Origin of the sequence: Pedobacter sp. W3I1 (assembly GCF_030816015.1) — a bacterium.
Taxonomy (GTDB): Bacteria; Bacteroidota; Bacteroidia; order Sphingobacteriales; family Sphingobacteriaceae; genus Pedobacter.
In genome coordinates, this window is record NZ_JAUSXN010000001.1 from 2,427,223 (window position 1) to 2,454,217 (window position 26,995).

At 37.2% G+C, this 26,995-nt stretch carries 23 protein-coding genes; 10 read left to right on the plus strand and 13 right to left on the minus strand.

All coding sequences use genetic code 11. The annotated features are described in order from the left end of the window. Positions 1–56 precede the first annotated feature (56 nt). Entirely contained in the window at positions 57–752 is a 696-nt protein-coding gene (locus QF042_RS10180; RefSeq protein ID WP_307527896.1) for an energy transducer TonB, read from the plus strand. On the opposite strand, the gene QF042_RS10185 is transcribed toward QF042_RS10180, so the two are convergent. The 7 genes from QF042_RS10185 to QF042_RS10215 all read right to left on the minus strand — a co-directional run bounded on the left by QF042_RS10185 (position 749) and on the right by QF042_RS10215 (position 8,581). Further along, complete coding sequence (locus QF042_RS10185; protein WP_307527898.1) at positions 749–1,609, minus strand: hydroxymethylglutaryl-CoA lyase; 861 nt, start codon at positions 1,607–1,609, stop codon at positions 749–751. The two genes, QF042_RS10180 and QF042_RS10185, sit on opposite strands and share 4 nt — an antisense overlap. 125 nt (positions 1,610–1,734) lie before the next feature. Then, positions 1,735–3,069 carry an NAD(P)/FAD-dependent oxidoreductase gene (locus QF042_RS10190; protein ID WP_307527900.1) on the minus strand — a complete coding sequence of 445 codons (1,335 nt, stop codon included), beginning with the start codon at positions 3,067–3,069 and terminating at the stop codon, positions 1,735–1,737. Positions 3,070–3,409: 340 nt separating this feature from the next. Then, positions 3,410–6,394, minus strand: a complete 2,985-nt coding sequence (gene secDF / locus QF042_RS10195; RefSeq protein ID WP_307527902.1) for a protein translocase subunit SecDF — start codon at positions 6,392–6,394, stop codon at positions 3,410–3,412. A 373-nt stretch (positions 6,395–6,767) separates the two neighbouring features. Then, positions 6,768–7,259, minus strand: coding sequence for a dihydrofolate reductase (locus QF042_RS10200; RefSeq protein ID WP_307527904.1), 492 nt, complete (start codon positions 7,257–7,259; stop codon positions 6,768–6,770). A 25-nt stretch (positions 7,260–7,284) separates the two neighbouring features. Further along, a complete protein-coding gene (locus QF042_RS10205) occupies positions 7,285–7,557 on the minus strand; it encodes a type II toxin-antitoxin system YafQ family toxin (protein WP_307527905.1) in 273 nt (90 codons plus the stop codon). Between the two features lie 5 nt (positions 7,558–7,562). Next, entirely contained in the window at positions 7,563–7,766 is a 204-nt protein-coding gene (locus QF042_RS10210; protein ID WP_132403862.1) for a hypothetical protein, read from the minus strand. Positions 7,767–7,786: 20 nt separating this feature from the next. Then, positions 7,787–8,581 carry a thymidylate synthase gene (locus QF042_RS10215; protein ID WP_307527908.1) on the minus strand — a complete coding sequence of 265 codons (795 nt, stop codon included), beginning with the start codon at positions 8,579–8,581 and terminating at the stop codon, positions 7,787–7,789. 213 nt (positions 8,582–8,794) lie between these two features. Here QF042_RS10215 and ispE point away from each other — a divergent pair, with 213 nt between their 5' ends. The 3 genes from ispE (at position 8,795) to QF042_RS10230 (ending at position 11,478) form a co-directional block, all read left to right on the plus strand. Next, positions 8,795–9,598 carry a 4-(cytidine 5'-diphospho)-2-C-methyl-D-erythritol kinase gene (ispE, locus tag QF042_RS10220; protein WP_307527910.1) on the plus strand — a complete coding sequence of 268 codons (804 nt, stop codon included), beginning with the start codon at positions 8,795–8,797 and terminating at the stop codon, positions 9,596–9,598. A 131-nt stretch (positions 9,599–9,729) separates the two neighbouring features. Further along, the gene (locus QF042_RS10225; protein ID WP_307527912.1) at positions 9,730–10,146 is read left to right on the plus strand and encodes an OsmC family protein; all 417 of its coding nucleotides are present in this window, start codon (positions 9,730–9,732) and stop codon (positions 10,144–10,146) included. Positions 10,147–10,311: 165 nt separating this feature from the next. Beyond that, positions 10,312–11,478: a PLP-dependent aspartate aminotransferase family protein gene (locus QF042_RS10230; RefSeq protein ID WP_307527914.1), complete on the plus strand. Its 1,167-nt coding sequence runs from the start codon at positions 10,312–10,314 to the stop codon at positions 11,476–11,478. Between the two features lie 241 nt (positions 11,479–11,719). Here QF042_RS10230 and QF042_RS10235 read toward each other — a convergent pair whose 3' ends face one another. After that, the gene (locus QF042_RS10235) at positions 11,720–12,976 is read right to left on the minus strand and encodes a hypothetical protein (RefSeq protein WP_307527916.1); all 1,257 of its coding nucleotides are present in this window, start codon (positions 12,974–12,976) and stop codon (positions 11,720–11,722) included. A gap of 224 nt (positions 12,977–13,200) precedes the next feature. Here QF042_RS10235 and QF042_RS10240 point away from each other — a divergent pair, with 224 nt between their 5' ends. The 3 genes from QF042_RS10240 (at position 13,201) to QF042_RS10250 (ending at position 15,171) form a co-directional block, all read left to right on the plus strand. Beyond that, positions 13,201–13,884: a DNA alkylation repair protein gene (locus QF042_RS10240; RefSeq protein WP_307527918.1), complete on the plus strand. Its 684-nt coding sequence runs from the start codon at positions 13,201–13,203 to the stop codon at positions 13,882–13,884. A gap of 108 nt (positions 13,885–13,992) precedes the next feature. Beyond that, entirely contained in the window at positions 13,993–14,715 is a 723-nt protein-coding gene (locus tag QF042_RS10245) for a pirin family protein (protein ID WP_307527919.1), read from the plus strand. A gap of 162 nt (positions 14,716–14,877) precedes the next feature. Further along, entirely contained in the window at positions 14,878–15,171 is a 294-nt protein-coding gene (locus QF042_RS10250) for a hypothetical protein (protein WP_307527922.1), read from the plus strand. Positions 15,172–15,397: 226 nt separating this feature from the next. Here the strand turns inward: QF042_RS10250 and QF042_RS10255 are convergent, their stop codons facing one another. The 5 genes from QF042_RS10255 to tgt all read right to left on the minus strand — a co-directional run bounded on the left by QF042_RS10255 (position 15,398) and on the right by tgt (position 23,695). Further along, a complete protein-coding gene (locus QF042_RS10255; RefSeq protein ID WP_307527924.1) occupies positions 15,398–15,676 on the minus strand; it encodes a lipopolysaccharide assembly protein LapA domain-containing protein in 279 nt (92 codons plus the stop codon). Positions 15,677–15,680: 4 nt separating this feature from the next. After that, complete coding sequence (locus tag QF042_RS10260; RefSeq protein WP_307527926.1) at positions 15,681–18,485, minus strand: hypothetical protein; 2,805 nt, start codon at positions 18,483–18,485, stop codon at positions 15,681–15,683. 2,093 nt (positions 18,486–20,578) lie between these two features. Further along, complete coding sequence (locus QF042_RS10265) at positions 20,579–21,457, minus strand: DMT family transporter (protein ID WP_307527929.1); 879 nt, start codon at positions 21,455–21,457, stop codon at positions 20,579–20,581. A gap of 2 nt (positions 21,458–21,459) precedes the next feature. Then, complete coding sequence (locus QF042_RS10270; RefSeq protein ID WP_307527931.1) at positions 21,460–22,563, minus strand: LptF/LptG family permease; 1,104 nt, start codon at positions 22,561–22,563, stop codon at positions 21,460–21,462. Between the two features lies 1 nt (position 22,564). After that, on the minus strand, positions 22,565–23,695 hold the full coding sequence (tgt, locus tag QF042_RS10275; RefSeq protein WP_307527933.1) for a tRNA guanosine(34) transglycosylase Tgt: 1,131 nt from the start codon (positions 23,693–23,695) through the stop codon (positions 22,565–22,567). A gap of 142 nt (positions 23,696–23,837) precedes the next feature. On the opposite strand from tgt, the gene QF042_RS10280 reads away from it, so the two are divergent. The 3 genes from QF042_RS10280 (at position 23,838) to QF042_RS10290 (ending at position 26,970) form a co-directional block, all read left to right on the plus strand. After that, positions 23,838–25,055 (plus strand): glycosyltransferase, encoded by a 1,218-nt coding sequence (locus QF042_RS10280; RefSeq protein ID WP_307527935.1) that lies wholly within the window; start codon positions 23,838–23,840, stop codon positions 25,053–25,055. Positions 25,056–25,080: 25 nt separating this feature from the next. Beyond that, positions 25,081–25,716, plus strand: a complete 636-nt coding sequence (gene rsmG / locus QF042_RS10285; protein ID WP_307527937.1) for a 16S rRNA (guanine(527)-N(7))-methyltransferase RsmG — start codon at positions 25,081–25,083, stop codon at positions 25,714–25,716. Between the two features lie 135 nt (positions 25,717–25,851). Next, the gene (locus QF042_RS10290; RefSeq protein WP_307527939.1) at positions 25,852–26,970 is read left to right on the plus strand and encodes an ATP-binding protein; all 1,119 of its coding nucleotides are present in this window, start codon (positions 25,852–25,854) and stop codon (positions 26,968–26,970) included. Positions 26,971–26,995 lie beyond the last annotated feature (25 nt).

Here is a 26,995-nt window from a genome sequence, read left to right on the forward strand (position 1 = left end):
ATCTTTCGCTATTGTTTTAAAGGCTTGGAAACAAAAATAATAATAACGCCTCTCGAATGAAAAAACTCTCTCTATTCTTATTATTACTTGAAATGGCTATCGCCTCAAAAGCCCAAAAAATAGATACTATTTACTTTAATGCTAACTGGGAAAAGACTGATAATTCAAGTTATGATTATTACAGAATAGCTGCAAGAGAAAACAACCTATTTTTTGTTAAAGACTATTATAAAAGTAATCAGCTTCAAATGAAAGGTGTATTCAAATCATTAGATCCCGAAATTAAACAGGGCGATTTCGTTTGGTATTTTCCTAATGGGAAAGTTAGTCAGAAATCTTATTTTGAAAATAATATCATAAAAAAAACTAAAATTTGGAATACAAATGGGGAATTAATTAATTTGAATAGATCTGCTTTTGTGACTGATGTTTATATTACGGGTACTTTTAAAGAAATAGATAGGAAGCCTACTTTCCCATCTGGCGAAATTGAAATGAATAAGTTTATTCACGATAATCTAAAATATCCTGAAGAAATTTCTGGTCAAAAAATAACAGGTTCTGTAATATTAAAATTCACAGTATCAATTAAAGGTGAAATAACAAATATTAAGGTTAAAAAGACATTACATCCAACTTTAGATAATGAAGCTATCAGGGTTTTGAAAATGATGCCAAGGTGGCAACCAGCTAGGCAAAACAACCATTTTGTTAAGATGCAAGCGACTCAAACTTTTAATTTTAAACCTTAGTGAAATATCTTCCCTGATGAAGCCATTGCGTCATTCCATTTATCCATATCAAGGTTCAATTTTTCTCCTTTAGTAATCAAATAGCCAATTACATCTTCTGTAGCAATATTACCTGTGAGGTCATCTGCAGCCATCGGGCAGCCGCCAAAACCTTTTAATGCCGAATCAATACGTTTTACACCAGCATGGTAAGCAGCTTCTATCTTTTCGAAGCGCTCAGCAGGAGTGGAGTGTAAATGGATGCCAATTTCTGTACCATTAAATCTTGAAATTAATTTAGGTAATATAGTTGCTATCTTTTCTGGCGTGGAAATGCCTACAGTATCAGCCAGCGATAAAACCTCCACACCTTTACTCACCAGCACATCAGCCCATTTTTCTACAATTTCATAATTCCATTCATCCCCATAAGGATTTCCAAAACCCATCGACAGATAAACCACCGCTTTCTTATTGTTTTTAGCACAAAGAGAGAGCATTTCTTCTACCGTATTTAATGATTGTGCGATACTTGAATTGGTGTTGCGCTGTTGGAAGGTTTCTGAGATCGAAAAAGGGAAACCAAGATAATCGATCGCTTTATGTTTTATAGCGCTCTCTACGCCTCTTAAATTAGCTACAATGGCCAAAAGCTTGGTAGAGGTGTTGCTTAGATCCAATTGAGCTAAAACTTCTACCGTGTCGGCCATTTGTGGAATGGCTTTAGGCGACACAAAACTTCCAAAATCAAGTGTATCAAAACCAACCTGAAGCAAAAGGTTTAAATATTCAGCCTTAAGCGCTGTAGGAACAAAATCATGCAATCCCTGCATGGCATCACGTGGGCATTCTACTAATTTGAATTTATTTTGGCTCATGTTTTTGGTCTAACCGCAAAATGCGCAAAGTTTTCGCAAAGTAAGGAAGAAAAAGGAAACAATTTTTTATCATCGAAGTTACTTTAAAGACTAAAGACTAAAGACTAAAGACTAAAGACTAAAGACTATGACACCTTAACTTCTTCTTTCGCTGTTGGTACCTCATCTCTATAATCCACACTTCTATCTTTAGCAAAGGTTCTGATAATTAAACGGGTTCCTCTGTCGTAACTGAAATAACTCCACACCCAGTTTACAAAAACAATAATCTTGTTTCTGAAGCCTACCAAAGTCATTAAGTGTACAAACATCCAGGTAAACCATGCGAAAACACCTTGAAAACGGATTTTACCAATATCTACGACGGCTTTGTTTCTACCTACTGTAGCCATTGAGCCTTTATTGAAGTATTTAAATTTCTCTAAAGGTTTATTTTCTTTAATATTAATTAAGTTCTTTGCCAGTTGGTGCCCTTGTTGGATAGCTGCGGGAGCAACGCCGGGATGGCCATTTGGTGTTTCTTCATCGATAATGGCAGCCACATCTCCGATAGCATATACATTTTGATAGCCTACTATTAAATTTTGGGTATCGGTTTTTAATCTACCACCTCTTACCACTTCAGCTTTGTCTAAACCAGCTAATATTTCGCCTTTAACACCTGCACTCCAAATTACAGTAGAGCTCAAAATCGGCGCCTTATCCTGTAAGGTAAGTGTATGCCCGTCATAACCCAATACCCTGGTGTCATTCATAATCTGAACGCCCATATCGGTAAGGAAATCTTTGGCTTTTTTCTGTGCTTGTGGTGACATTACACCCAATAATTCTGGTGAATTTTCGATCAGGTAAATGTTCACCCTGCTCAGATCCATTTCTGGATAATCGTTTGGAATAACGTGTTTTTTAAGTTCTGCAATAGCACCAGAGGTTTCAACCCCTGTTGGGCCACCGCCAACTACAACAAAGTTTAACAGGGCACTCTTTTTATCTAAATCTTTTTCGATCAGCGATTTTTCAAAATTCTGTAAAATCAAACTTCTCAAATCCAATGCCTCTGGTATGGATTTCATCGGCATTGAATTGGCCTCAATTTCTTTATTACCAAAGAAGTTACTGGTAGAGCCCGTGGCGATAACCAAATAATCGTAATTGATTTTACCAATGTCGGTTTGTAAACAGTTTTCAGCTGCATTAACTGCTGTAACCTTGGTTACACGAAAAATCAGGTTCTTTTGACCTTTAAAAATTTTTCTTAAAGGGAACGCGATCGAATCGGCTTCTAAGCCTCCTGTAGCCACCTGATAAAGTAAGGGTTGGAAGGTATGGTAGTTGTGCTTATCGAGCATAACCACCTGAAAAGGTTTATTTTTTAAACGTTTAGCTAACTCAATTCCACCAAATCCACCGCCAACTATAACTACTCTAGGGTATTCGCTTTTAGGAAGTTGTAAATCCATTTTCTTATCGGTTTATCTATTGCTAATGTAACAAAAAGATGGCCAAAAGGTTTAGAAAATGAGGTTTTGGCAGTTATTCTTGTTTAATAATAAAGATATAACGCTGGCATGACGAAGCGGTGTTTTGTAGGTTTTAAGCTGTGTTCTAAGTTAAATAAACCTGATGGAAGTGGACATCCCGATTCTTCATCGGGATAAAACGAACAGCAGGGCTATCGGAACCGAAGAACCACAGCCGTTGCTTTTCAAAAAAAAAATGTGCCTTCGTAGTAAAAAAGCGGGTGCAAAAAAAGCGCCCCGATAAATCGGAACGCTTATATATTTTAAGATTCTTGACCTCTTACTTTTTTTTCTCGGCTGAACTACCCAGATCGATTACGATAGGAGTAGAGATACATAATGATGAATATGTACCAATGATACGGCCGATTAACAATGCGAAGATGAATCCACGGATGCTATCGCCACCGAAAATAAAGATTACCAATAACACGAAGAATACGGTTAATGAGGTTAAGATGGTACGACTTAATGTACTGTTCAACGCGAAGTTGATTAAGTTGTTACGCTCTTCACCGTGTAAATCTTCTTTACCAGATTCTTTTAATTTCTCACGAATACGGTCAAATACAACAACTGTCTCTGTCATGGTGTAACCCATTACCGTTAAAATTGCTGCGATAAAATCCTGACCAATTTCTAATGAGAATGGCATAATACCATCTAAAATAGTGTAGAAAGATAATACCATTAACACATCATGGAACAATGCAATTACCGCACCTAAACCATACTGCCATTTTTTGAATCGTACTACGATGTAGATAAACATGAATAAACATGAGATCAATACAGCATAAAAAGCACCGTTTACGATATCACTTGCAATGATAGGTGTTACTTTTTGAGAACTTACGATTTCATATTTTGACCCTGCTAAACCTTTGTTTAAGGCATCTTCTACAACTTTATCAGTTTTAATATCCTGATCTTCGATGTGGAAAGTAGTGGTAATTTTTACCTGGCTATCTTCACCTGCAGTTTTAACCTCAGGTGTTTCGTTACCGAAAACGGGGTTTAACTTAGCTTTTAAATCTTCTGTGTTAACTGCTTTATCGAAGTGAACTAGGTAAGTTCTACCACCTTTAAAATCGACACCTAAGTTTAAACCGCCATTTTTGAAGTACATGCCAATACCAGCAACAATAATGATGGTAGAGATTACATAATAAATTTTACGACGGCCAACAAAATTGAAACCAATGTTTTTAAATGCGTTACGGGTAATGCTGTTATCGAAACTTACATCGATTTTGCGGTTTAATAACGATTCGAAAACTACTCTCGAAATGGCTACAGCAGCAAATAATGAAGAAAGGATACCGATACATAATGTAGTTGCGAAACCTTGAACCGGACCGCTACCGAAAACGTAAAGGATAGCACCTAAAATAAATAAGGTAACGTTTGAGTCAATAATTGACGGCATTGCATGTTTAAAACCTTCTTTAATTGCAGTAGCGGTGTTCTTGCCATGCGCAAGCTCTTCACGTACACGCTCAAAAATAAGGATGTTTGCATCTACCGATAAGCCAATGGTTAATACGATACCAGCAATACCAGGTAAGGTTAATACTGCACCGAGTGATACCAGGATACCAATGATGAAGAATAAGTTGATTAACAAGGCAAAGTTAGCAACCCAACCCGCACGGTGATAATACAACGCCATGAAGATTAAGATTACGATAAAGGCAATTACGAATGAGATTAAACCATCGTGAATAGCTTGAGCACCTAATGTTGGACCAACTACATAACTACCTGCAATACGAGCAGGAGCAGGTAATTTACCAGCTTTTAAAATGTTAGATAAATCTTTAGTATCTGCCTGAGTAAAGTTACCAGTGATTGATGAAACACCACCAGCAATTTCATTCTGAACGGTAGGAGCAGAATAAACCTGGTTATCTAATACAATGGCAATAGATTTTTTATTGTTTGGATCAGCAGCAGCTTCGGCAGTAATTTTTTTCCATTTGGCAGAACCTTCACTGGTCATGTACATGGTTACTTCTGGTTTACCTTTTTGATCAAAATCTGCACGCGAATCGCTGATTGCCTCACCACCTAAATCTGGTTTGCCATCAGCACTAACCACTTTAATGGCGTATAATTCGAAAATTTTTGAACCTTCTCTAGGTTTAACGCTCCACATAAATTTCATCGTAGATGGAATAGATGCAGCAACTTCAGGAAGTTTTAAATAAGCATTAACCTTTGCAGTATCTTTTTGTAACGACATACCAACAACTGCACCTGGCATTAATTGTTGTTGTCCGTTTTCACCCTGGTAAATAGGAAGGTTAAGAACAGCATACAATGGGTTAGATTTAAGCAATTCAGCTTTAACCGCAGTCGAATCCTTTTTACCTAAGCCAGCAAGTTTGCTGCCTTTAGCGGTAGTGTCTTTAGCAGCAGCTTTTTCTAAACCGGCTAATTTACCACCAGCAGCCGGAGCAGCTGTTGTATCTTTAGTTGCAGGTGCATCAGCTTTTAATGTTGCAGCTAGAATTTTATTAATGTTTTCTAACAATGGTGCAACTTCTTGTACCTGGTATACTTGCCAGAACTGTAATTCGGCAGAACCCTGTAAAAGTTTAGCAATACGCTCTTTATCTTGAACACCTGGCATTTCGATTAAGATACGGTTACTACCTTCTTGTTTTTGCATGTTCGGACTCACTACACCGAAACCATCAATACGTGAACGTAAAACTGTAAATGAACGATCGATAGCACTGGTTGCTTCTTTTTCTAAGAAAGATTCAACATCGCTATTGCTTGCGCTAGGTTTTAACTGAGATGCGTTATCCTGGTTAGAAAAATAATCTGCAAGTTTTACTCCAGGGCTTAATTTTTCGAATTCATCAACAAAAATTTTGATGTAATCTTTACCACCGGCGTTTAATCGGATTTGTGCATTTTGAATTGCTTTGTTAAAGTTTGCATCAGTAGGGTTACCTGCCAATGATTTAACCAGCTCCGCTAACGATATCTCCATCGTTACGTTCATTCCGCCTTTTAAGTCTAAACCCAAATTAATCTCTTTCGCTTTTACCTCTTGATAAGTAAATCCAACGATAGGATAAACTTTCACGGTACTCATCGAATCTAAGTAAGCCTTTTCTTTGGCCAAATCACCCTTCGCAGCGTTTTTTGCGTCTTTTTCTACCTTGGATGCTACCAAAGTAAAAGAAAGTGCGTACGCACAAACGATAGCTAATACTATCGCTATAAACTTAATAAAACCTTTTCCTTGCATTGTTTGTTTAAAATAATTTGTCTTTCGCTGTTTTTTAACAAGTCGGCAAATCTAATTAAATTTTTAAATTATAGAACCCCTTAATTGATAATTTATTAACATTAATTTTTATCGGGCAATAATCTTATTTTTTGCCTGCTAACCGTTTTAATGAATACTCATGTTGTTATGCTGCCAAATGATTAGAAAAGCAGGTGCAGCGGCTTTTGGCTTTGGTTCGGTCCCGCTAATGTTTCTGCCGATGAAAAATCGGCATCCACGTATATCGGGTTTAGATTGCAGAGGCAGAAGTATTTGTTTGCATGAATAACTTATAAATAAGAGGCTTTGCGCACTTTGCGAAATTCTTTTCGTTCTTTGCGGTTAATTTGAGTTAAATCCTTTCTAAAACCTCAAAAGTATAATCGTATTTGTTCTTTTCGTCGGCTTGATGGGCTTCACTGCTAATCACTTTCCATTCGTTCCGGTCAATTTCAGGGAAAAAAGTATCTGCATCAAAATTGCGGTGGATGGTTGTTAAATAAAGTGTTTGTGTTTTTGGTAATGCTTGTCTGTAAATTTCAGCTCCGCCCACAATGAATACAGGTTTATCTTCCGTTTTGGTAATTGCTAAAGCTTCATCTAAGCTATTTACCACTTCAACTCCGTCTATTTTTAAGTCGGGATCTCTGGTAATCACAATATTCCTGCGGTTTGGTAACGGTCTGCCAACAGAATCAAAAGTTTTGCGACCCATTACCACTGTGTGCCCCGATGTAGTTTGTTTAAAGAACTTTAAATCGGCTGGCATGTGCCATAAAAGCTGGTTGTTTTTACCTATTGCAAAATTTTCGCCAACAGCTACTGCGATAGAAATATTATTCATTAGTAATAGTGAATTATGGAGTAGTTTAAAATAGATCAGAATGGGTTCCCAACCTGTCTAGGTAGATTTCTTTTTTAGTATCGTCCTGAAGCCAGGTCATCAACCAATCCCCTTTTATATGGCACTCCCAAAAGCCATTATAATCCCCACTTAAAATATGTGGTTTGTATTTTGGAGGCAGTTTCCCATTTTCTCTTAAGATTTTAAGAACTACCTCTAAACGGGAAATATCGTAATTGCGTTTTATGCAGCGTTTATAATCTTTTTTAAATTGATTTGAAAAAGATATATCGTACATAAATATTAAGAGTTAAGCTTTTGCATCAAATCCAAATGACTAGATGATTTTGTTAATTCTTCACCTTTGCTTGTTTTTTTCATTGACGCAATTGTGGTTTTATTCGGTTTTTTCTCCGTATCAGTATTAATGATAACCCCCAACTCTTGTAATAGCTGTTTAACTAAACTGCTTTTTTTTTCTGGTACGCTGATTGAAAAAGTTTCCATATACAAATATACTAATTCTATTAAACAGCAACAACAGCTTTAATATGCGGATGGGCTTCGTAGTTTTCTAAAGTAAAGTCCTCAAACTTGAAATCGAATATACTCTTCACTTCAGGGTTGATTTTCATGGTTGGCAATGCTTTAGGCTCGCGGCTTAACTGTAGGTTGGCCTGTTCTATATGGTTGTTGTATAAATGCGCATCGCCAAGCGTGTGAATGAAGTCTCCGGCTTCTAAACCGCACACCTGTGCTACCATCATGGTTAATAAAGCATAAGAAGCAATATTAAAAGGTACGCCCAAGAAAATATCGGCACTGCGCTGATATAACTGACAGCTTAATTTTCCATCGGCCACGTAGAATTGGAAAAAGGCATGACAAGGAGGCAAAGCCATATTTTCGATTTCAGCAACGTTCCATGCAGAAACAATAATCCTGCGCGAATCGGGATTGTTCTTTATCGTATTGATGATATTGGTGATCTGATCGATGTGCTGTCCCTCGGGTGTTGGCCAGCTTCTCCATTGCGAACCATAAACCGGTCCCAGGTTTCCGTTTTCGTCGGCCCATTCGTCCCAAATACGTACACCATTATCTTTTAGGTATTTAATATTGGTATCGCCGGTTAAAAACCAGATCAGTTCGTGTATGATAGATTTTAAGTGCAACTTTTTGGTCGTTACCATTGGGAAACCTTCCTGAAGGTTAAAACGCATCTGATATCCAAAAACGCTTATAGTTCCAGTACCGGTACGGTCGTGCTTTTGAGCGCCATGATCCAGCACATGCTGCATTAAATCTAAATATTGTTTCATACTGTTCTGATAATTTACAAATATCTAAAATTTATCAGGTGTTATAAATCATTTTATTGTTTAATTGTTAACATCGGTTACGTGTAGTCCCGGCGTGAAGCCGGGACCTACTGGTATTAAAATTCGTGACTTGTTTGTATGTTTGCAGCATGAGACGGTTGCTGGTTTCGGCACCATGGACTCACGACTTAAGACTCACGACTCAGGACTAACATGCTATCTTTTCCCAACGCAAAAATAAATCTAGGCTTAAATATCACCGAAAAACGTGCTGATGGTTATCACAGCCTCGAAACCGTTTTTTATCCGATCAATATTAAAGATTCGGTCGAAATTACCGATGCGGAGGTAACTTCGTGCAAAATTCATGGGATTGATATTCCTGGCGACCCGAACGATAACCTGTGTTTTAAAGCTTATCAATTGGTAAAAAAAGATTTTAATATTCCGGCGCAGCAGATCAATTTATTGAAAAACATTCCAGTTGGTGCAGGTTTGGGTGGTGGATCGGCAGATTGTGCTTTTCTGATCAAATTATTAAATGAGAAATTCAGTTTGGGAATGTCTGTTGATAGGATGGAAGGTTATGCCCGCCAGCTAGGTGCAGACTGTGCTTTTTTTATCGAGAGCAAACCTGTCTATGCATTTAATAAAGGTGATGAATTTGAAAAGTGTGAAATAGATTTGTCAGCCTGGTTTAAAGTTTTGGTAAAACCGCCTGTACATGTAAGTACGGCCGATGCTTATGCACATGTAAAACCGCAAAAACCTTTGCAATCGTTAAAAGAAATTATACATTTGCATCCAACAACATGGAAAAATAAGGTTATCAACGATTTCGAACCATCGGTATTCGCAAAGTATCCCCAAATTCGTCAAATAAAAACCAGTTTATACGATGCAGGCGCAACATTCGCTTTAATGAGTGGTAGCGGTTCGTCGGTTTTTGCACTTTTTAACCATCCGGTTAAGTTGCCAGAACTGGAAAAAAATAACTTAGTATTTTATGGCATTTAAGCTGGGGCGCATAGCGTTCGAAGAGCAAAATATTAGGGTATTAAATAATAAATTTAAATTAAGGTAGAAGGTTGGAAGGTAGAAGGCTTAGGTGGCTTGATACCTGATACCCAATACTCGATACTATTAATATGAACATAAATCTGATCCGCAAGAGCGGTAAATTTAATTTTGAAGCAGAAAACGAGAGCGGTTTTACTGTAGAGCTGGATGCAAAAGCTGCCATTGGTGGCGAAGGAAAAGGTTTCAGGCCTATGGAGATGTTGCTTATTGGATTAGGCGGCTGCAGTGGGATTGATATGGTAAATGTATTAACCAAGCAGAAGGAACCCCTTGAGGATGTTAAAATCGCGATAAATGCCACTAGAAAAGAGGAAGAAATGCCGCCGATTTTTGATGTAATTGATATTCACTTCGATTTATTCGGCGATTTAAGCGTTCAAAAAGTTGAGCGTGCACTACAAATGACCTTCGATAAGTATTGCTCAGTATCGAATATCTTAGGGCGCTCTGCAACAATTAATTTTACTTATAAAATAAACAAATAACAATGGCAGGGAGGATAAAGTAGAGAAGTATAAAGTAACAAGTAGCAAGTATCGAGAAGCAAATCTTAAAATTTATGATGACGGCTTTATTCTCGCACACATCTTGATACTTGATACTCAAATCTTGATACCCATCCCTTGATACTCAAATCTTGATACTTAAAAATGAAATCCGAAAATTTTGAAACCATAGCTATACGCACTCAAACCGAACGCAGTTTACACAAGGAGCATTCATCGCCAATTTACCTCACCTCAAGTTATAAGTTTGAAGATGCGGAAGAAATGCGTGCTTTGTTTGCTAATGAAAAGGAAGGAAATGTATATAGCCGTTATTCAAATCCAAATACATCAGAGTTCATAGAGAAAATGTGCCTGTTAGAAGGTGCCGAAGATGGTTTTGCCACTGCCACAGGTATGGCGGCGATTTTTACCACATTTGGTGCATTTTTAAAAAATGGCAACCACTTGGTTTCGAGCAGATCGGTTTTTGGTTCTACACATCAATTATTAACCAATGTTTTTTCTAACTGGGGGGTAACTTTCGATTATGCTGATTTAGATAAACCACAGGATTGGGAAGCCTTAATTAAGCCGAATACCAAAATGATTTTTGTAGAAACCCCATCTAATCCTGGTATCGATATTATCGACCTTGAATTTTTGGGCGATCTGGCTAAAAAACACAAGGTATTATTAGTCGTTGATAACTGTTTTGCTACACCATACTTACAGCGGCCGATTGAATTTGGTGCACACATTTCAATCCACTCAGCTACGAAATATATCGATGGTCAAGGCCGTGTGTTAGGTGGGGTTATCTTGGGTACTAAAGAGTTAATTGCTGATGTGATTGGTTTTGCCCGTCACAGCGGACCAGCGTTATCGCCTTTTAACGCGTGGATTTTATCAAAAAGTTTGGAAACTTTGGCCATCCGTATGGACCGCCATTGCGAAAATGCTTTAAAAGTTGCTGAATACTTAGAAAAACACCCGAAAATTAAACTGGTCAAATATCCGTTTTTACCATCGCACCCTCAATATGACATTGCCAAAAAGCAAATGAAACAGGGTGGTGGCATTGTAACCATAGTGGTTGAAGGTGGAATTGATGCTGCGCGTAAATTCATGGATGGCCTGCAAATGTTCTCGATCTCTGCAAATCTTGCCGATACCCGTTCAATTGCAACACACCCTGCTACCAGTACGCACAGTAAACTTACTGAAGAGCAACGCAACGAAGTGGGTATTGAACAAGGTTCAATCCGTTTATCAATCGGTTTAGAACACATCAACGATATTTTAGCTGATATTGAGCAGGCTTTAGCTTAATAAAGGCATAAATAGAAATAGGCTGTATCATAAATAATTGTCATCCTGAGCCTGTCGAAGGACTTGCTAAAAGCGTTTCGACAAGCTCAACGTGACAATTCGGATAGAATTTATAAATATGATACAGCCTCTTGTTCGGGTTAGAAAGACCCTGAAATAAATTCAGGGTGACGATCGTTTTAGAAAAAAAAATAGTTAAAACACCAAAAAGCAAAAACTAATAATCGAACTTAGGCTGTAACTATTCGTACTTTGAAAAATCTACAGCAAAAATACAGCGGTTAACCTGACTGCCATTTTGAGCTCCGGCATTCGGTTCAAATTCAGTTAAGCTCCATAAATATCCATATTGTGCTTCAAGATATAACGATTCAGCGCCGTATGGCCATCTGTAACGAACGGTATTGGTATCACCATCTGTATATCTTGCTAAACGGGCGGTCGATCCGTACGATTCGCTAGGCGATCCCGTGCAAGAAAGCCAGGTCCTGTTCCCTTTCCTAAAAACGCCTTGTATGCCATGCGCATGATCCGAAGTAAACAGACTGTTTTTTGGAATCACTGTTTGTATGCCCGAATTCTGCAATTCTCCTAATGAGTTTATCGGGAATCCGAATATTTTTGGAACAATAGATGCATCTGCACTTCCGGCATAATATTGTCCTGTCCATAATTGATTATTTTCGTAATTTACCTGTACGGTTGAAAAAGGACTTGCATCGTTAATTTTATAATAACCTATTTGTGGAAGGATGTATCTGTAATTAAAAGCGTAAAGATTTCCACTGGCATCTTTGCCACACTTATCATCAGTGCCTGTTCCTGTAGCTACTTCAATAATTTTGTCTAAATCAAATACCCTTAATCCTAAACTTGTACTGCTTAAATAAACTTTACCATTAAAGTAAGCTACACCACCCGCATGTACATTTAAGGGCGCATAAGTACCATATTGCGTATAATCAAGTGTGCCGGTTGGAAGTGTGGGCTGTACCAGTAAAATGTGCCTGTACGTTAAATAAGTACTCGAACTTGGGCTGATGTCGATAAGGGTTATTCTCGATCCTTTGCTCTCGGCAGCATCTTTGGCGTACCAGCTTACCAATAAATAGCGTACACCATTTCTGGAGAAACCAGCTATTCCCTGGGGGCGCCATATGGATGTAGTTTCATCATCTTCATTCCATCTAATACCTCTTGCCCTGTTTTCTTCAGGGACATTAAAGCCATATACCTCGGTGTAAGCACTGCCGCCAATAGCCTGGCGGTTTTTATCAATTTGTGTTGGATTTAAAAATGAAAAACCAGTGTTGATGTAGGCCGATGTGTTTGAATAGGCATTTACGCTTGCGGCAGCACTGGCTACTGCAGTGTTAGCCATTAGCATATTTTTCTTTTGGTTTGTTGTGCTAGCCTCCTCTTCAGGTAATTTGTTCTTTTTGCAGGAAAATGCGAAAAGGCAAGACGCTAATAGCATCCAGATGATGTTTTTTTGCATGGATTTATAAGTTTGATCGTTATGGTTAAATTTAAACAAGTTTAAAAGATCGATGTAAACTTAAAACCGAAATCGTGTTAAGGATTGGTTATGTTTAGTGCTGGGCATCTGGTATGGAATTCACAATTGTTTGCTCTAGACTTATGAAGTTTGTGCTGTGCGTAGGCCACTGAAACTTCTGAAGTCTTTAAACTTCAAAGTCTCAATGAAAAAACTAAATTCGTATGATGAATGATCTAGATTTTGTCCTTTCCGAATTAAAATCCATCAGTGAGCCTGAGTATTTAAAAAAGATGGCTCATTTTGGGATTGATATTTCCAAAGCTTTTGGCATCCGTGTACCGAATATCAGAAAGCTGGCCAAACAGATTGGTAAAAACCAAGAGCTGTCTGTACTACTTTGGGAAACCGGATTTCATGAAGCCCGGCTTTTAGCAACCTTTATTGGTGATTATAAAGAAGTAGGTGAAGCGCAAATAAATGCCTGGGCGAAAGATTTTAGCTCCTGGGATATATGTGATCAGGCTTGTGGAAATCTTTTCGTTAAAACGCCTTATTTTAAGCTGAAGGTTTTTGAGTTTGCTCAGGCCGAAGCAGAATTTGTGAAACGTACTGGTTTTGTGTTGATGGCCGAGGCAGCTGTACACCTTAAAAAAGAACCGGACGAAACTTTTTTAAGTTTTCTGCCAATTATTGAAAGGGAGGCTTACGATAACCGGAACTTTGTTAAAAAGGCAATCAACTGGGCACTGAGGCAGATCGGCAAACGAAATGCCTTCCTACATGAGCATGCCATTAAAACCTCAAATAATATCCTTGCCCAAAACAATAAAAAAGCAAACTGGGTAGCTTTAGATGCATTGAGAGAACTTAACAGCGATGCCGTAATGGCAAGGCACAATCGGTGATTGACTCAAGACTTAGGACTCTGGACTCCCGACTACTTTCTTACCCTACATCAATGCCTGGTAAACATCGCTGCTGTAAATTTGTATCATAAATAAGAAAGGAAATTTATGTCACAGTTTATTTTGCACAAAGAAAACACCCGCGGTCATGCTAATCATGGCTGGTTAAATGCACACCACTCGTTCAGTTTTGCAAACTATTACAATCCTGAAAGGATGCACTTCGGAGTTTTAAGAGTTTTAAATGATGACTTGATTGATGGTGGGATGGGCTTTGGCTCTCACCCACACGATAATATGGAAATTATTACCATTCCATTGGCTGGTGCAATTGCGCATAAAGATAGTATGGGTAATTCGGCTGTAATTAAAAATGGAGAAATTCAGGTAATGAGTGCCGGAACAGGTGTTAGCCATAGCGAGTTTAACGCAAATGCAGATGAGCAATTGAATTTATTGCAGATCTGGTTGTTTCCAAACAAGAAAAACGTTACACCACGTTACGATCAGCAAACTTTAGATGCTGCAGCGAGGCACAATAACTTCCAGCAGATTTTATCGCCAAATGCGGATGACGCCGGAGTTTGGATTCATCAGGACGCCTGGTTTTCGTTTGGTCAATTTGATGAAGGTTTTGAAGCCGAATACAAAATCAAAAAAGCTGGAAACGGTGTTTATGCTTTCGTAATCAGTGGAGAGGTAACTATAAACGGCCAGGTTCTAAGTAAAAGAGATGGATTAGGTGTATGGGATACCGATAGCATCAGTTTTAAAGCCAATACTGCAGATGCAGAGGTTTTGTTGATGGATGTTCCAATGGAAATGAATTAATTTAGAAGTATCGTCATTTCGACAGAAGTGTTCTAACGAACTCCTTTAGAGGAGAAATCTTGGAGTAGAGACCAAGTATTTCTCCACTTTGCTACTGATGAAAAATCGGTGTATCAGTCGGAATGGCGATTTATTTTTTAATATATTTTTAAACTTAACACTATGCAAACTACTATACTTTATATTGGTCGGGATACAGGAATTACTGCAGTAATGAACCGCTTGTTAAATGCAAGGCCTGAATGGAAAGGTTTGTGTGTTTGCAAAAATGAAGAGGCCATTTCCATATGCAAAGAACAGCACATTGACTTGGTTTTACTTGGAAATGGAATTGATCAGGAATCAGAAGCTGAACTGAAAAATAAACTTCTCGCCTTAAGGCCTGGCCTGAAAATTATCCAGCACTATGGTGGGGGGAGTGGATTGTTGTATGGCGAGGTAATGTCGGCACTTTAACTACGAAAAAAAATACCCGTCATTTCGATAAATAATCTATTGCATAAAAACCAATGTGATTGACAGAAAGTTTAAGAAGATCACTCCCAAGTAGCCGTCATCTCGAGCGAAGTGCAACAAAGCCGAGAGATCTATCGAAGCAGATCTCTCCATTTCACTGCGTTCCAGTCGAGATGACTATTTTGCTGTTGAGTATCAGGTCGTAGAACCCTACTAATCCTAACGCTTAGCTGATATAATCTCTGTCTTCATCGCTCAATTCTTTTTTATTAGAAACCGGTTGATTTCTTTCGATCTCGTCGTCATAACTGCTTACTGTTTTCCGCGGACGGCCCACAACAAAGCCGATGATAAAACCGATGATGATGCAAATACCGATAACCAGAAGTTTAGATACTGGAAGTGTGGTAACCAGGAAATCGAAATCAACAGGTTCGGTATTCACCATTAAAAATATGGTAAGTAATGCAGTCAGGATAATGATGGAGATTGTTTTTGCGCTCATGGTTTTAAAAGCTATAATTAAATGAAAACTCTAATATCGGATTTTGATTGTAAATCTGATTAACAAAAACCAATCTCGCTCCTAAATCTACAACAGGTTGATAGCGCAAAAGGTTTACACTGGTATTTAATTCTACGCCATAAGTTTTCGGATCGTTAAAGGTTGTGCCCTTGCCAATGTTCTCGTAATGGCAAAATAAACCTGCCCTGAAATTTCTCACGTAAGCCAGTGGACCCAACTCCCAATCGGGAAAAGCAAAGGGAAAACGATAGTTAAAAAGCAGACTGTTTTGCAGTATACTTTTCGCTAAAATATTGTTGTAGCCGTAAACGGTTGCAATCTCAGTGGCGTATTGGTTTACACCACTTGCTTTCTGGTAATTGAAGCTCGCTAAAAAGGAATGGTTTTTTGCAAAGCCAGGAAAGTAAAGGAAACTTTCGAGTGCTAAGATTTCTCCTTTTAAGTTTTTATCGAAGGGTTGGTGGTTATAAGTTGCCCTAAACACTTGTGCCCATTTTGGAGCAATATCCCTTTCGGTAGTGCGTACGCTGTGGTTGAAGGTGAAATTGTATTCCATCGGAAATTTAAGCTCGCGTATAAAACCGGTTGGCATGTTTTCTGGCATGTACCTTTGCGTAAAACTGGTTGCCGCATTTAAGGTGAAAGCATAGTTCTCATTGCGCATGTTAAATGATAGAGGGACCGATGCATTAAGCTTGATATAGTTCTCTCTCCAGTCGCCCTGTTGTATCGCGTTTTTAGCTTTGTAGAACGTTCTTTTCGGGCGGTTGCGATATAGCACACTAAATACGGGATAAAGTGCCTTATAGCTAATATCTGCTGTGTACTCAAAACGTTTTAAATCGCGATGATATTTTGCACCCGTATAAAAGTCCATCGTGTTGAGCAGATTGTTTGATTGTAGCTCCAGACCGAAAACATATTCGTTGTCGATAACGGGAATAATGCTGTGGAAACTGAAAAGATTTAAGGCCTGATGATAGCGATTAGTTTGGTAAGTGCTGTCAGGAATGTTGTTGAAAACATTCCCAACGTTTTCCTGCTTTTCTGCTGCTGCAGAAAAATCTACGAAGTTGTTTTCGCCAACTGGTTTTTCGGTCAATACGGTCTCCGCAATTTCGTAGCCATTGATTTTATAGTTGTTAAAAATGATTTTTCCATCGGCGGTTTCGCTAGGGTTAAAGGCCCCATATTTAGACGCACTGAGTGCATTTATTTTTTTTGAATTTGGGTCGATGCTGTAAATATTATCTATGCCATTGAAGTGTGCATTGAAAACAATTTTGTCGTTAATAAAGATCGGCCGGCTTAACTGTTGTCTGCTTTTCGAAATCAGTTGTGTTTTTTTTTCTCCATCAATCAGCCATAAACTTTTCCCTTTCTCACTTACACCAATGTAGGCAACTTTATTTCCCGATTGATCAAAGGAAGGCGTCTGCAGGATTTCGTTTTCAAGATTAGGATAGGTCTTTAAAATTTTTCCGGAGCTTGCATCCATTTCAACCAGATTGAACTGATTGTTTAGCTCCACTTTTGAAGCGATGATTTTCTTCCCGTCGTTTGAAAGGCTGGGAGAGAAGAGCCTGCTTTTGCTGCTTAATTTGTTGAATTTTTTGGTCTTCAAATTATATGAACAGATTACGCTGTAGCTCCGTTGTTTGTAGCGCGGATCATAGCGTATTTCATCCCAAACTAAAAGGTCGTTTTTTAAGCTAAACCAAGGCTGTTCCTGGTAACCAATTCCGAATAATTTTTGTTCTGATTTATCTTCATTAATAACAACAAAATATCGTGCATCTGTCTTGCTTTCTTTTAGCGCTAAAACCTGATTTTTATTTAGCCGAACCGGAAGGAAATAATCGGTTGCCAAATCAGCTTTTTTATTTAAACTTTCATAACTTTCTGTAACAGATTTTTCTTGCTGTATTTTCCATTTTTCAGTCAGCTTGTTTTGAGTGGAAAGAAAGTATTGTCTGGTATTTTGCTTGGTGAATTTTTTTAAGCTCTGCGAAAAGGGATACAGTCTTACTGGCCTTATTCTAATATCGCTAAGTAGGCTGTCGGAAATGAACTGCCCATATTTTTCTTTCATATCCGATACCATCAAATATCCGGTTTGATAGTAGCCTGGAGTAACGTCTTTGTTCGAGCCGAAATAGGCTTTACTGTAAGAGATTTTTTTGCCCTCTAAAATTGAAGTCCGGTAAGGCATGATCCAATTGGGCTGCCGGCCTCTGCCTGAATTAGTCAAAGCGGTTTCGTTAACCACCGCATCACCTTCGAAAAACCAGATGGGAATACCCGCACCAAAGTAGGCGAAATAAACCAGTTCAGGAAAGGGGTGTGCTTGCGTTCCTGTCAATTTGTCAAACTGTGCAATGTGTCTAAGCTCATGTACGGCGAGGTTGTTTAACCAATCCTGACTGTCGAAAAATTGAGGGGGTGTTGCATAAAACTCAGACTTCTTGGGTGCGAGTTGAACAAAGCCATTTGCCACGGTTCCGCGGTTCTGAAGCAAGAGTGGAATAGCGGTTTTTTGCTGCCTTAAACCCAGTCCTATTTTGGGGTAGATGAAGGGTAGGGTATTGACCATTCTTTGTGCCTCTTTCTCCAGTTCTTGCGGATAGATGATTTTGAAGCCACCTGAATAAATATAGTTCCATTTTACACTAAGTGGGTTTTGTGCAGTGCTGAAAATCTGCCCAAAAACCGATAGTGATGTGAAGCTTAAAGTAGCTATGCTTAAGTACTTGATAATTAGTTTTTTGTTTGGTATGTTCAAATTCATCTAAATTCTTTGCTAAAATACTTAGTTTTTTAAAATTTGCAAGTGTTGATTTTTGTAAATATTTAATTTATATAAAATTAATTAAGACATTGATTTTTAAACATTAATGAATTTTACGTAAATCCTTAATTTATTGATTTTGACTCTATTTTTTACTGAATTTTATTGCCGATTTAGGCTTCAATCAATATTTTTAATTGCATCAACTTTATTGATTTAATTTACACTTATTAATCGATTTTCTTGGAAAATTTTATTGCCTTTTTAAATTTTTGTATGGTTTTTCAAAATTCGATTGGGATCAGGGAATAGCCTAAAATGCAGCTGGATTTTGTAATTCTCATCGATGCTTTTTGGTTTTAAATGGCGAAAGAATTGCTAGGATTTCGACTAGATTATCGGCTTTAAAATTGGCTTTCAGCATGCGAAAATTTGCTTGTAAATTGCGTTCTGTCTGTGGTGCTTTGAAACAAAATGTATGATGTAAATTGATTATTTAAAATCACTATTAATATTTAAAATTAGATTATTGTGACAAAATGTCTTTGTTTTTTATCGCATAATCCAGATTGATTTTTTCGCCATTAGGCCTGAATTTAACTCTCACAACTTGCGATTTCCAAATTCAGGTGGTTCCGGATGTTGTAGTTTAGCATTTAAAAACTCAGTTTATTATGGCTTGAACCAGGGTTTTAACACTGAAATTCTTGTCTAAATTTTACTTCAGGTATCCCGATTTGTATATTTTTTTTATGTTTTTATGCCTTAAAACTCCAATTTTTTGACTTGATAATGCGATTTCCTTGCGATATTCTCGGGTGAATGGGTTTTTGATATCTTTTTTTAAAAAAAATTATTTTTAAGTTAAAAACTGCTCCCTTTATCGTTTAGGGACGCTTTTTGATTGGTTTTGTTATTGGTTTTTTAGGTTGGCAAATTGGTAAAATTTTGGCGATTTTTAAGCTATTTATGCTAAACTTGAGTACATAATGAGGTCTGTTTCTCTATATGTTTTTCTAATTATTATGTTTTTAAGAGCTCAGTTTTTCAGTCGAAAATGGGTAGTTTTATATGATGCTGATAAGCTGATTGAAGACCTCACATTCGAGTATTTGCTTTAACTAGCGGTTTTTAGTTTGGCGGGATTCAATGATGTTGATGCCTTATTGTTGGGAATGAAATTGGATTTTGGCTGGTTTTTAACTCGATTTTATATTGGTATAGCTGATGATTTTTGAAGCAGTTTTATTGGGATTTCAATCATAATTAATTATGCTTTTTAAATACTTTTTGTGTTATATTTTATTCTACTTTTTTAGGTATTTCTAGCTCTTTTTACAACTTTTTTTCTGTGATGTTTTTAATCTTAAACAGGTGTTTTTTCAATGTGATTTTTGTTTGATTATTTGTTGTTTTTGCTAGTCTATTATTGGACGGTATTGCTGAGGTTTTATTGTGCTCATCTGTTGGTTTTGATATTGTTTCTGGATTTTAAACTCTGCTGTCTTACACGCGTTAGCACGTGGTTTTATTTCGATTTTTTATGTATAAGTAAAATGCTGCATAATCGTTTGTATGAGGGTGCTTATTTAGCTTTAGGAGATACCTCCGGTTTCTGTTAATTGCCTCTATTTTATTAACAAAAAATTCCAATCTACAATGGTGGATTAATAAAAAATGTCCAATTTATTTTTCTTGTATTTATGTTTTTAGCTTCGCTTATGTGGTTGTGATGTGGAGACTTGAGCATATAGGGAATAAAGTAAAGTGGTATTAGATATTGCATGATATCGTCATTTTGAATGGGGTGTAACGAAGTTGGGAAAACTATCAAAATGAATCTATTTCCAGGTAATTTATATGCAGCAATTAGTCTATAAATAAAAATTCCTTAGGGTTATCGTCATTTCGAGCAGAGTGCAACGAAGTCGAGAAATCTGTCTAAATAGATCTCTCCATTTCGCTGCGCTACAGTCGAGATGACGACTATTCTAGTCGAAGGATTTCTATTTCGCTACGCTTCACGCGATGCGATTTAATCGATATAAATGTTATTTATTTATTCAAAAAAATGAGATGTATAGACTTGCGTTCTACAGCTTGTTCTTTCTCTTTTTGTAGATCGGATAGAGAAAAATAGAGGTCAGAATAATGGTTGCGCCAATATAAAATCCGCCTGTCATCTGTTCTTTATTTTGAAAGAAAATGAAGGCCAATACTATTCCGTACACAGGTTCCAGATTGGTAATTAAGGCTACTCTAAAAGCTGATAAAGTTCTCATTACCGCAACACCAGCAACGTAGGCAACGGATGTGCAAAGTGTGCCAAGAAGGATAAGATAGAACCAGTTTTTAGTGTTTAAGTTAAATGCTGTGTTTAGCAGCGTTCCATCATATAAACGATATAAAGTGATCCAGAAGAACGCGCCTACCAATTCGTAAAAACTAATGATAGATGGCTCGCTTTTTTGAACCAAGGTAGAATTTATAGTTGAAAAAAGGCTCGAGGCCACCGCTGCCAATAAACCAAAAATAATCCCCAGGGTATATTGGCCTTCAAATTTAAAGATCATGTATATGCCCAATATGATGAGTAAACCGATTAAAATATCACCCATTTGTATCGGCTGTTTTTTGATCAGCGGTTCTAAAATTGCGGTAAATAAGGTAAATGAAGAGAGGCAAACCAAGGTTACCGAAACAGTAGAAACTTTAATGGCATGAAAGAAAAATATCCAGTGAATGGCTACAATTCCTCCCGTTAAAAAGAATTGGATGAACTGTTTTTTAGTAATCTTAATGTTCTTTTTAGTGATTAAAAACCAGGCGAAAAGTGTAGTGGATGCAATTAAAACGCGATACCATACCATGGGTACAGCATCGATAGAAATTAATTTGCCGAGCACGCCCGTAAAGCCCCAAACAAACACCGTAAGATGAAGGATCAGTAAATTCTTTTTGGTGGCTTCCATCGCTATTTTGGTGCTTTTCTTAATAGGTAAAAACCTAATAAGCCAAAGAATAATGTAGGCATAATAACAGCCGCAAAAGGAGGTAATCCACCTTTAGTAGAAAACATCTGAGTGAACTGATTAAACACAATATAAGCGAAGCTAATGAAGATTCCGATACCTAACGATACACCGACACCTCCGCGTACTTTACGCGACGATAGCGCCACGCCAATCAGTGTTAATACGAAAGCAGAAAGCGGGTGCAGGTAACGTTTATATTTTTCGAACTGAAGATCGTTCATTACCCCTGTTCCTCGTATTTTTTCTTTCCTGATCTTATCAGAAAGTTCCTTAGTGGTTAAATTTTGTACCACATTATCATATGCTGAAAAATCATCAGGGCGCATATCCAGAATGGTATCTTTTTGCTTCCCGTTACCGTAAATCATGGTCTCTTTCAAGCCGTCAATCTTTCGGATGGAGTAGTTGTTCAGCTGCCATTTGCGTTTAAGCGAATCCCATTTTATATTTTCCGCAACGATCTTTTTCGTGAGTACATCCCCGCTAAAATTATCTAAAGAAAACCGATATCCTGAGTTCGTTTTGTTGTCGAAATTATCGATGTAGATATAGGTTTTATCATCCAGTTTCATGTGGATGTTTGATTTAGTGGAAGGATCATTACGCTTTACATAAGTATTCTCGAAGCTGTTTTTTAGGGTGTTGGTATAAGGGAGGATGTATAGATTTGAAAGCAGGTTTGCCGAGAAAATAACGGTAGCGGATACCAGGTAAGGAAACAAAAAGCGGTTAAAACTCACGCCACCACTTAAAATTGGCACAATTTCAGTTTGATCGGCCATTTTAGCGGTAAAGAAAATTACCGCAATAAAATTGATCAGCGGTGAAAGCATATTTACATAAAAAGGAATAGAGCCGGCGTAATATTTGGAAAGTATTCCCCAAAAACTAAGGCCGCTTTTCATAAAATCATCCATCTTTTCCGATAAGTCGAATACTACAATAATGATTACAAAAATGGCCAGGGTATAAATAAATGTACCCAGGTATTTCCCGATAATGTATTGATCGATGATTTTTATCTTTCCTTTTAGCAGACTCATTTTATAGCTTATTGCCTAATACTTTAACCATTTTGTTTTTCCACTCGTAAAATTCACCAGCAATGATCTTCTCTCTGGCCTGTTTTACAAGCCAAAGATAGAAGTGTAGATTATGTAAGGTAGCAATTTGAGCGCCAAGCATCTCCTTGCTATGTACCAAATGTCTTAAATATGCTTTACTGGTGACTAAATCAGCATGAAGATCGCTCTCCGCATCTAATGGAGAAAAATCGTTTTCCCATTTCTTGTTTCTGATATTTATAATCCCATTTCTCGTAAAAAGCATGCCGTTTCTGGCATTTCTGGTTGGCATTACACAATCGAACATGTCGATGCCCAGCGCAATATTCTCCAGAATATTGATCGGAGTACCGACACCCATTAGATAACGTGGTTTTTCTTCTGGTAATATATTGCATACCACTTCTGTCATAGCATACATCTCTTCTGCAGGCTCACCAACCGATAAACCACCAATGGCATTGCCCTCACGGTTCATACTGGCGATAAACTCTGCTGATTTTATACGCAAATCTTTGTATACCGAGCCCTGAACAATAGGGAAAAGAGTTTGGTCGAAACCGTATTTAGGTTCTGTGCTATCAAAACGGGCACAACAGCGGTCTAACCAACGGTGCGTCATTTTAATGGATTGCGCTGCATAAGTATAGTCGCAAGGATATGGCGTGCACTCATCAAAGGCCATGATAATATCGGCGCCAATAGTGCGCTGGATATCCATTGCATATTCAGGAGTGAAAAGGTGTTTTGATCCATCAATATGTGAATGGAAGGTAACACCTTCTTCTTTAATTTTACGAACTTTACTTAAAGAGTACACCTGGTAGCCTCCGCTATCTGTTAATATGGGGCGGTCCCAGCCAATAAATTGATGTAATCCACCAGCTTTTTCAAGGATATCTAATCCTGGTCTTAAATATAAATGATAAGTATTACCTAGAATGATTTTAGCATCAATATCGTTTTTAAGTTCTCGCTGATGTACGGCTTTTACCGTTCCGGCAGTGCCCACAGGCATAAAAATAGGGGTTTGTATTTCGCCATGAGCAGTTGTTACTGTTCCAGCTCTGGCTTTAGATAGTGGATCGTTAGCCTGTAAACTAAATTTCATCTGTTTCTATTTATTTTTCTCCAATTGTAAGATGGAGATTACCACCTTCAAAATACATTAGTTATTAAAACTAATGTTATTTTGATGGTAGATGGTTTATATGTGTTTTTTCTCGTCGAAAATCTGCCAAAAATAGCAAAAATTGAGGGCATATTTTTGTTTAATTTTTTATCCACATAAAAGTGATTTACAGATTAAAAATGAGAAATTTGCGGCTGTTTATTTTACCATCGTGATATTAACCCTGCTTGAAATTATTCTGCTCTCGATATTGGCTTTTTGCTTTTTGGTTCAGCTTTACTATGTACTTTTTGTTCATTTGAAACTGGCTAATGTAAGTATCGAAGAGATCCCGTTATCGGCGCAAAAACCACTAAGTGTAATTGTTTGTGCCCGAAACGAAATTGTAAATTTAGCGCAGTATCTGCCTACATTATTAAGCCAGGATTATCCGGAGTTTGAAGTAGTAGTGGTTAACGATCGCTCCTGGGATGGTACAGAAGAGTTTTTGGAACAACTGGAAAAGAAACACCGTAACCTGAAAGTAGTTAAGATTTTAGATAACGATAAATTTATAGCCGGTAAGAAATTCGCGGTAACCATGGGAATAAAGGCTGCCAAGTACGATTGGCTGGTTTTTACCGACGCAGATTGTACGCCAGCTTCTGAGCATTGGTTAATGGATATGCAGCAGCCAGCTGAAGAAAATACCGAAATCGTATTGGGCTATTCTCCATATATAAAGAAAAGAAGTTTATTAAATGCACTGATTCGTTTCGAAACCTTTTTTACGGCAGTAAATTATTTGTCTTTTGCATTAAAAGGTATGCCTTATATGGGGGTCGGACGCAACATGGCTTATAAAAAATCTTTATTTTTTAAAAGTAAAGGATTTGCAGCGCATATGCATATCCCATCCGGAGATGATGATTTATTTGTAAATGCACATGCCAATAAATATAATACCGAAATCCGTTTACATCGAGATAGCCATGTTTGGAGCGAACCCAATAATACTTGGGGAGGTTATCTGAGGCAGAAAAAACGTCATTTTGGGGCAGGTAAACTATATAAATCAAAGCATAAATTTATTTTGAGCCTTCAGATTGTTTTTCAGTTTTTGTTTTATGCGTTCTTTGCCGCGTGTATGTTTTTTAGCCGTGAGGCGCAATATGTTGCCTTAGGAATCCTTGGATTAAGCATCATGATCAGGTGTTTTATTTATCCCAAATTGCTGAAACGCTTAAACTATAGCGATTTGCGTTGGTGGTTCCCGATTTTAGATATACTTTTGTTTCTGTTTTTAACCCTGAATGGATTTTTAGCCTTATTTGGCAAGAAAAAAGTAAACTGGAAATAATTCACAATCTCTTAGTAATGACAATATGCTTGATGTAAAGCCCGATATCGTTTTAAAATATTTTCCTGATTTAAGTGAAAAACAGATTGCCCAGTTTTCGCAGTTGTTTGATTTATATAACTTTTGGAATGCACAGATCAATGTAATTTCAAGAAAAGATATTGAAGAATTATATGAACGCCATGTATTACACTCTTTAGGCATAGCTAAAGTATGTAATTTTAAGGCCGGCGAATCGGTTTTAGATGTAGGTACAGGTGGTGGTTTTCCAGGCATTCCCCTTGCGATCTTGTTTCCTGAGACAGCATTTTATCTTGTCGATTCTATCGGGAAAAAGATTAAAGTGGTAAAAGAGGTGGCTTCGGCATTAGGTCTGGAAAATTTAAGGGCCGACCATTTAAGAGCAGAGCAAGTTAAAGAGAAATTTAATTTTGTAGTTTCAAGGGCAGTGACCCGTTTAGGCGAATTTTACCCATGGATACAGGGAAAATTTAAAAAAGATTCATTAAATGCCATTCCAAATGGAATTTTGTATCTAAAAGGTGGCGATTTAGCCGAGGAGATTAAGGAATCAAAACTGAAAGCAGAATTATATCCGCTTTCAGCTTATTTTGAGGAAGATTTTTTTGAGACTAAATATGTGGTTTACGTACCGCAGTAGTTCAATATTTATATAAATTATTTTTTTATAATTATTTGATTATTAGTATTTTGTAGATTTATTTTGTCCTAATCTGGAATTTGATTCCGGATTTGTCTATTTTATTTTTTATATGGTAAAAATAAATTAAAACAATTGGCTTCTAAATTTAGGGTTGTTGCTGTTGTTGATCCACGGCAAAGTGGTAAAACAACTATATGCAGGACAACTTTTCCCCATAAATCATATGTATCACTTGAAAATTCCGATATAGCTGAATTTGCCACAGCTGATCCAAAGGGTTTTTTAAAGCAATTTAAAAATGGGGCCATTTTAGATGAAGTGCAAAAATTACCTCATCTGTTTTCTTATATCCAACAAATTGTTGATGAAAACAATAAGGCTGGTTTTTTTATCTTAAGCGGAAGTAATAATTTTTTAATGCAGGAAAGTATATCCCAGACTTTGGCTGGTAGAGTAGCTTACTTACATTTATTGCCCTGCAGTTTAAAAGAATTAAAGACGGCAAAATTATTATTAGATTATCAAAGCCATATATTTGCTGGGGCTTACCCCGAGCCTTTATATAAAAATATCGATGCTGTAGATTGGTATCCCAATTATATCAATACTTACATAGAAAGAGATGTTCGCCAATTGAAAAACATTACAGATTTGGCGTTGTTCATGAAATTTTTGCGTTTATGCGCAGGTAGAACGGGACAAATTTTAAATATACAGTCGCTTGGTAATGATTGCGGTATTGATGCCAAAACGGTACAGGCATGGTTATATATTTTGCAATCAAGTTATATCATTTATTTGCTAAGACCATTTTATAATAACTACAATAAACGGATAATAAAAGCTCCAAAACTTTATTTTTACGATACAGGCGTTGCTTGTAGTTTGTTGGGACTGCAAAATGTAGAGCAACTTGCATTTCATCCCAGTATTGGTGCATTGTTCGAAAATATGATGATTATAGACCTGCTTAAACAACGCTTAAACAATGGTTTGCAGGATAATCTATATTATTGGCGTGATAAAACAGGAAATGAATTGGACGTACTACTTGATACAGCCACAGCAGTTACAGCAATAGAAATTAAAGCTGGGGCAACAATGAATTCCGATTATCAAAAAGGTTTGTTATATTTTAAAGATCTAGCAGATGATAAGAAGAAATTAAAAACCATTATTTGTTATGCCGGATCGGTTATCCAAAACCGTAGCAATGGTATTGAAGTAAGGCCTTGGGAAAAGATGATATAACATGAAAAACTGAAAGCAGAATTAT

What these genes read in the sequence shown, in the direction of transcription:
- QF042_RS10215 (WP_307527908.1), bottom strand. Translation starts at nt 8,581, where the DNA reads ATGAAACAATATTTAGATTTAATGCAGCATGTGCTGGATCATGGCGCT.
- QF042_RS10255 (WP_307527924.1), bottom strand. Translation starts at nt 15,676, where the DNA reads ATGAGCGCAAAAACAATCTCCATCATTATCCTGACTGCATTACTTACC.
- QF042_RS10235 (WP_307527916.1), bottom strand. Translation starts at nt 12,976, where the DNA reads ATGCAAAAAAACATCATCTGGATGCTATTAGCGTCTTGCCTTTTCGCA.
- QF042_RS10185 (WP_307527898.1), bottom strand. Translation starts at nt 1,609, where the DNA reads ATGAGCCAAAATAAATTCAAATTAGTAGAATGCCCACGTGATGCCATG.
- QF042_RS10265 (WP_307527929.1), bottom strand. Translation starts at nt 21,457, where the DNA reads ATGGAAGCCACCAAAAAGAATTTACTGATCCTTCATCTTACGGTGTTT.
- QF042_RS10250 (WP_307527922.1), top strand. Translation starts at nt 14,878, where the DNA reads ATGCAAACTACTATACTTTATATTGGTCGGGATACAGGAATTACTGCA.
- QF042_RS10180 (WP_307527896.1), top strand. Translation starts at nt 57, where the DNA reads ATGAAAAAACTCTCTCTATTCTTATTATTACTTGAAATGGCTATCGCC.
- QF042_RS10230 (WP_307527914.1), top strand. Translation starts at nt 10,312, where the DNA reads ATGAAATCCGAAAATTTTGAAACCATAGCTATACGCACTCAAACCGAA.
- QF042_RS10225 (WP_307527912.1), top strand. Translation starts at nt 9,730, where the DNA reads ATGAACATAAATCTGATCCGCAAGAGCGGTAAATTTAATTTTGAAGCA.
- QF042_RS10210 (WP_132403862.1), bottom strand. Translation starts at nt 7,766, where the DNA reads ATGGAAACTTTTTCAATCAGCGTACCAGAAAAAAAAAGCAGTTTAGTT.
- QF042_RS10240 (WP_307527918.1), top strand. Translation starts at nt 13,201, where the DNA reads ATGATGAATGATCTAGATTTTGTCCTTTCCGAATTAAAATCCATCAGT.
- QF042_RS10190 (WP_307527900.1), bottom strand. Translation starts at nt 3,069, where the DNA reads ATGGATTTACAACTTCCTAAAAGCGAATACCCTAGAGTAGTTATAGTT.
- QF042_RS10200 (WP_307527904.1), bottom strand. Translation starts at nt 7,259, where the DNA reads ATGAATAATATTTCTATCGCAGTAGCTGTTGGCGAAAATTTTGCAATA.
- QF042_RS10270 (WP_307527931.1), bottom strand. Translation starts at nt 22,563, where the DNA reads ATGAGTCTGCTAAAAGGAAAGATAAAAATCATCGATCAATACATTATC.
- tgt (WP_307527933.1), bottom strand. Translation starts at nt 23,695, where the DNA reads ATGAAATTTAGTTTACAGGCTAACGATCCACTATCTAAAGCCAGAGCT.
- secDF (WP_307527902.1), bottom strand. Translation starts at nt 6,394, where the DNA reads ATGCAAGGAAAAGGTTTTATTAAGTTTATAGCGATAGTATTAGCTATC.
- QF042_RS10260 (WP_307527926.1), bottom strand. Translation starts at nt 18,485, where the DNA reads ATGAATTTGAACATACCAAACAAAAAACTAATTATCAAGTACTTAAGC.
- ispE (WP_307527910.1), top strand. Translation starts at nt 8,795, where the DNA reads ATGCTATCTTTTCCCAACGCAAAAATAAATCTAGGCTTAAATATCACC.
- QF042_RS10205 (WP_307527905.1), bottom strand. Translation starts at nt 7,557, where the DNA reads ATGTACGATATATCTTTTTCAAATCAATTTAAAAAAGATTATAAACGC.
- QF042_RS10245 (WP_307527919.1), top strand. Translation starts at nt 13,993, where the DNA reads ATGTCACAGTTTATTTTGCACAAAGAAAACACCCGCGGTCATGCTAAT.
- rsmG (WP_307527937.1), top strand. Translation starts at nt 25,081, where the DNA reads ATGCTTGATGTAAAGCCCGATATCGTTTTAAAATATTTTCCTGATTTA.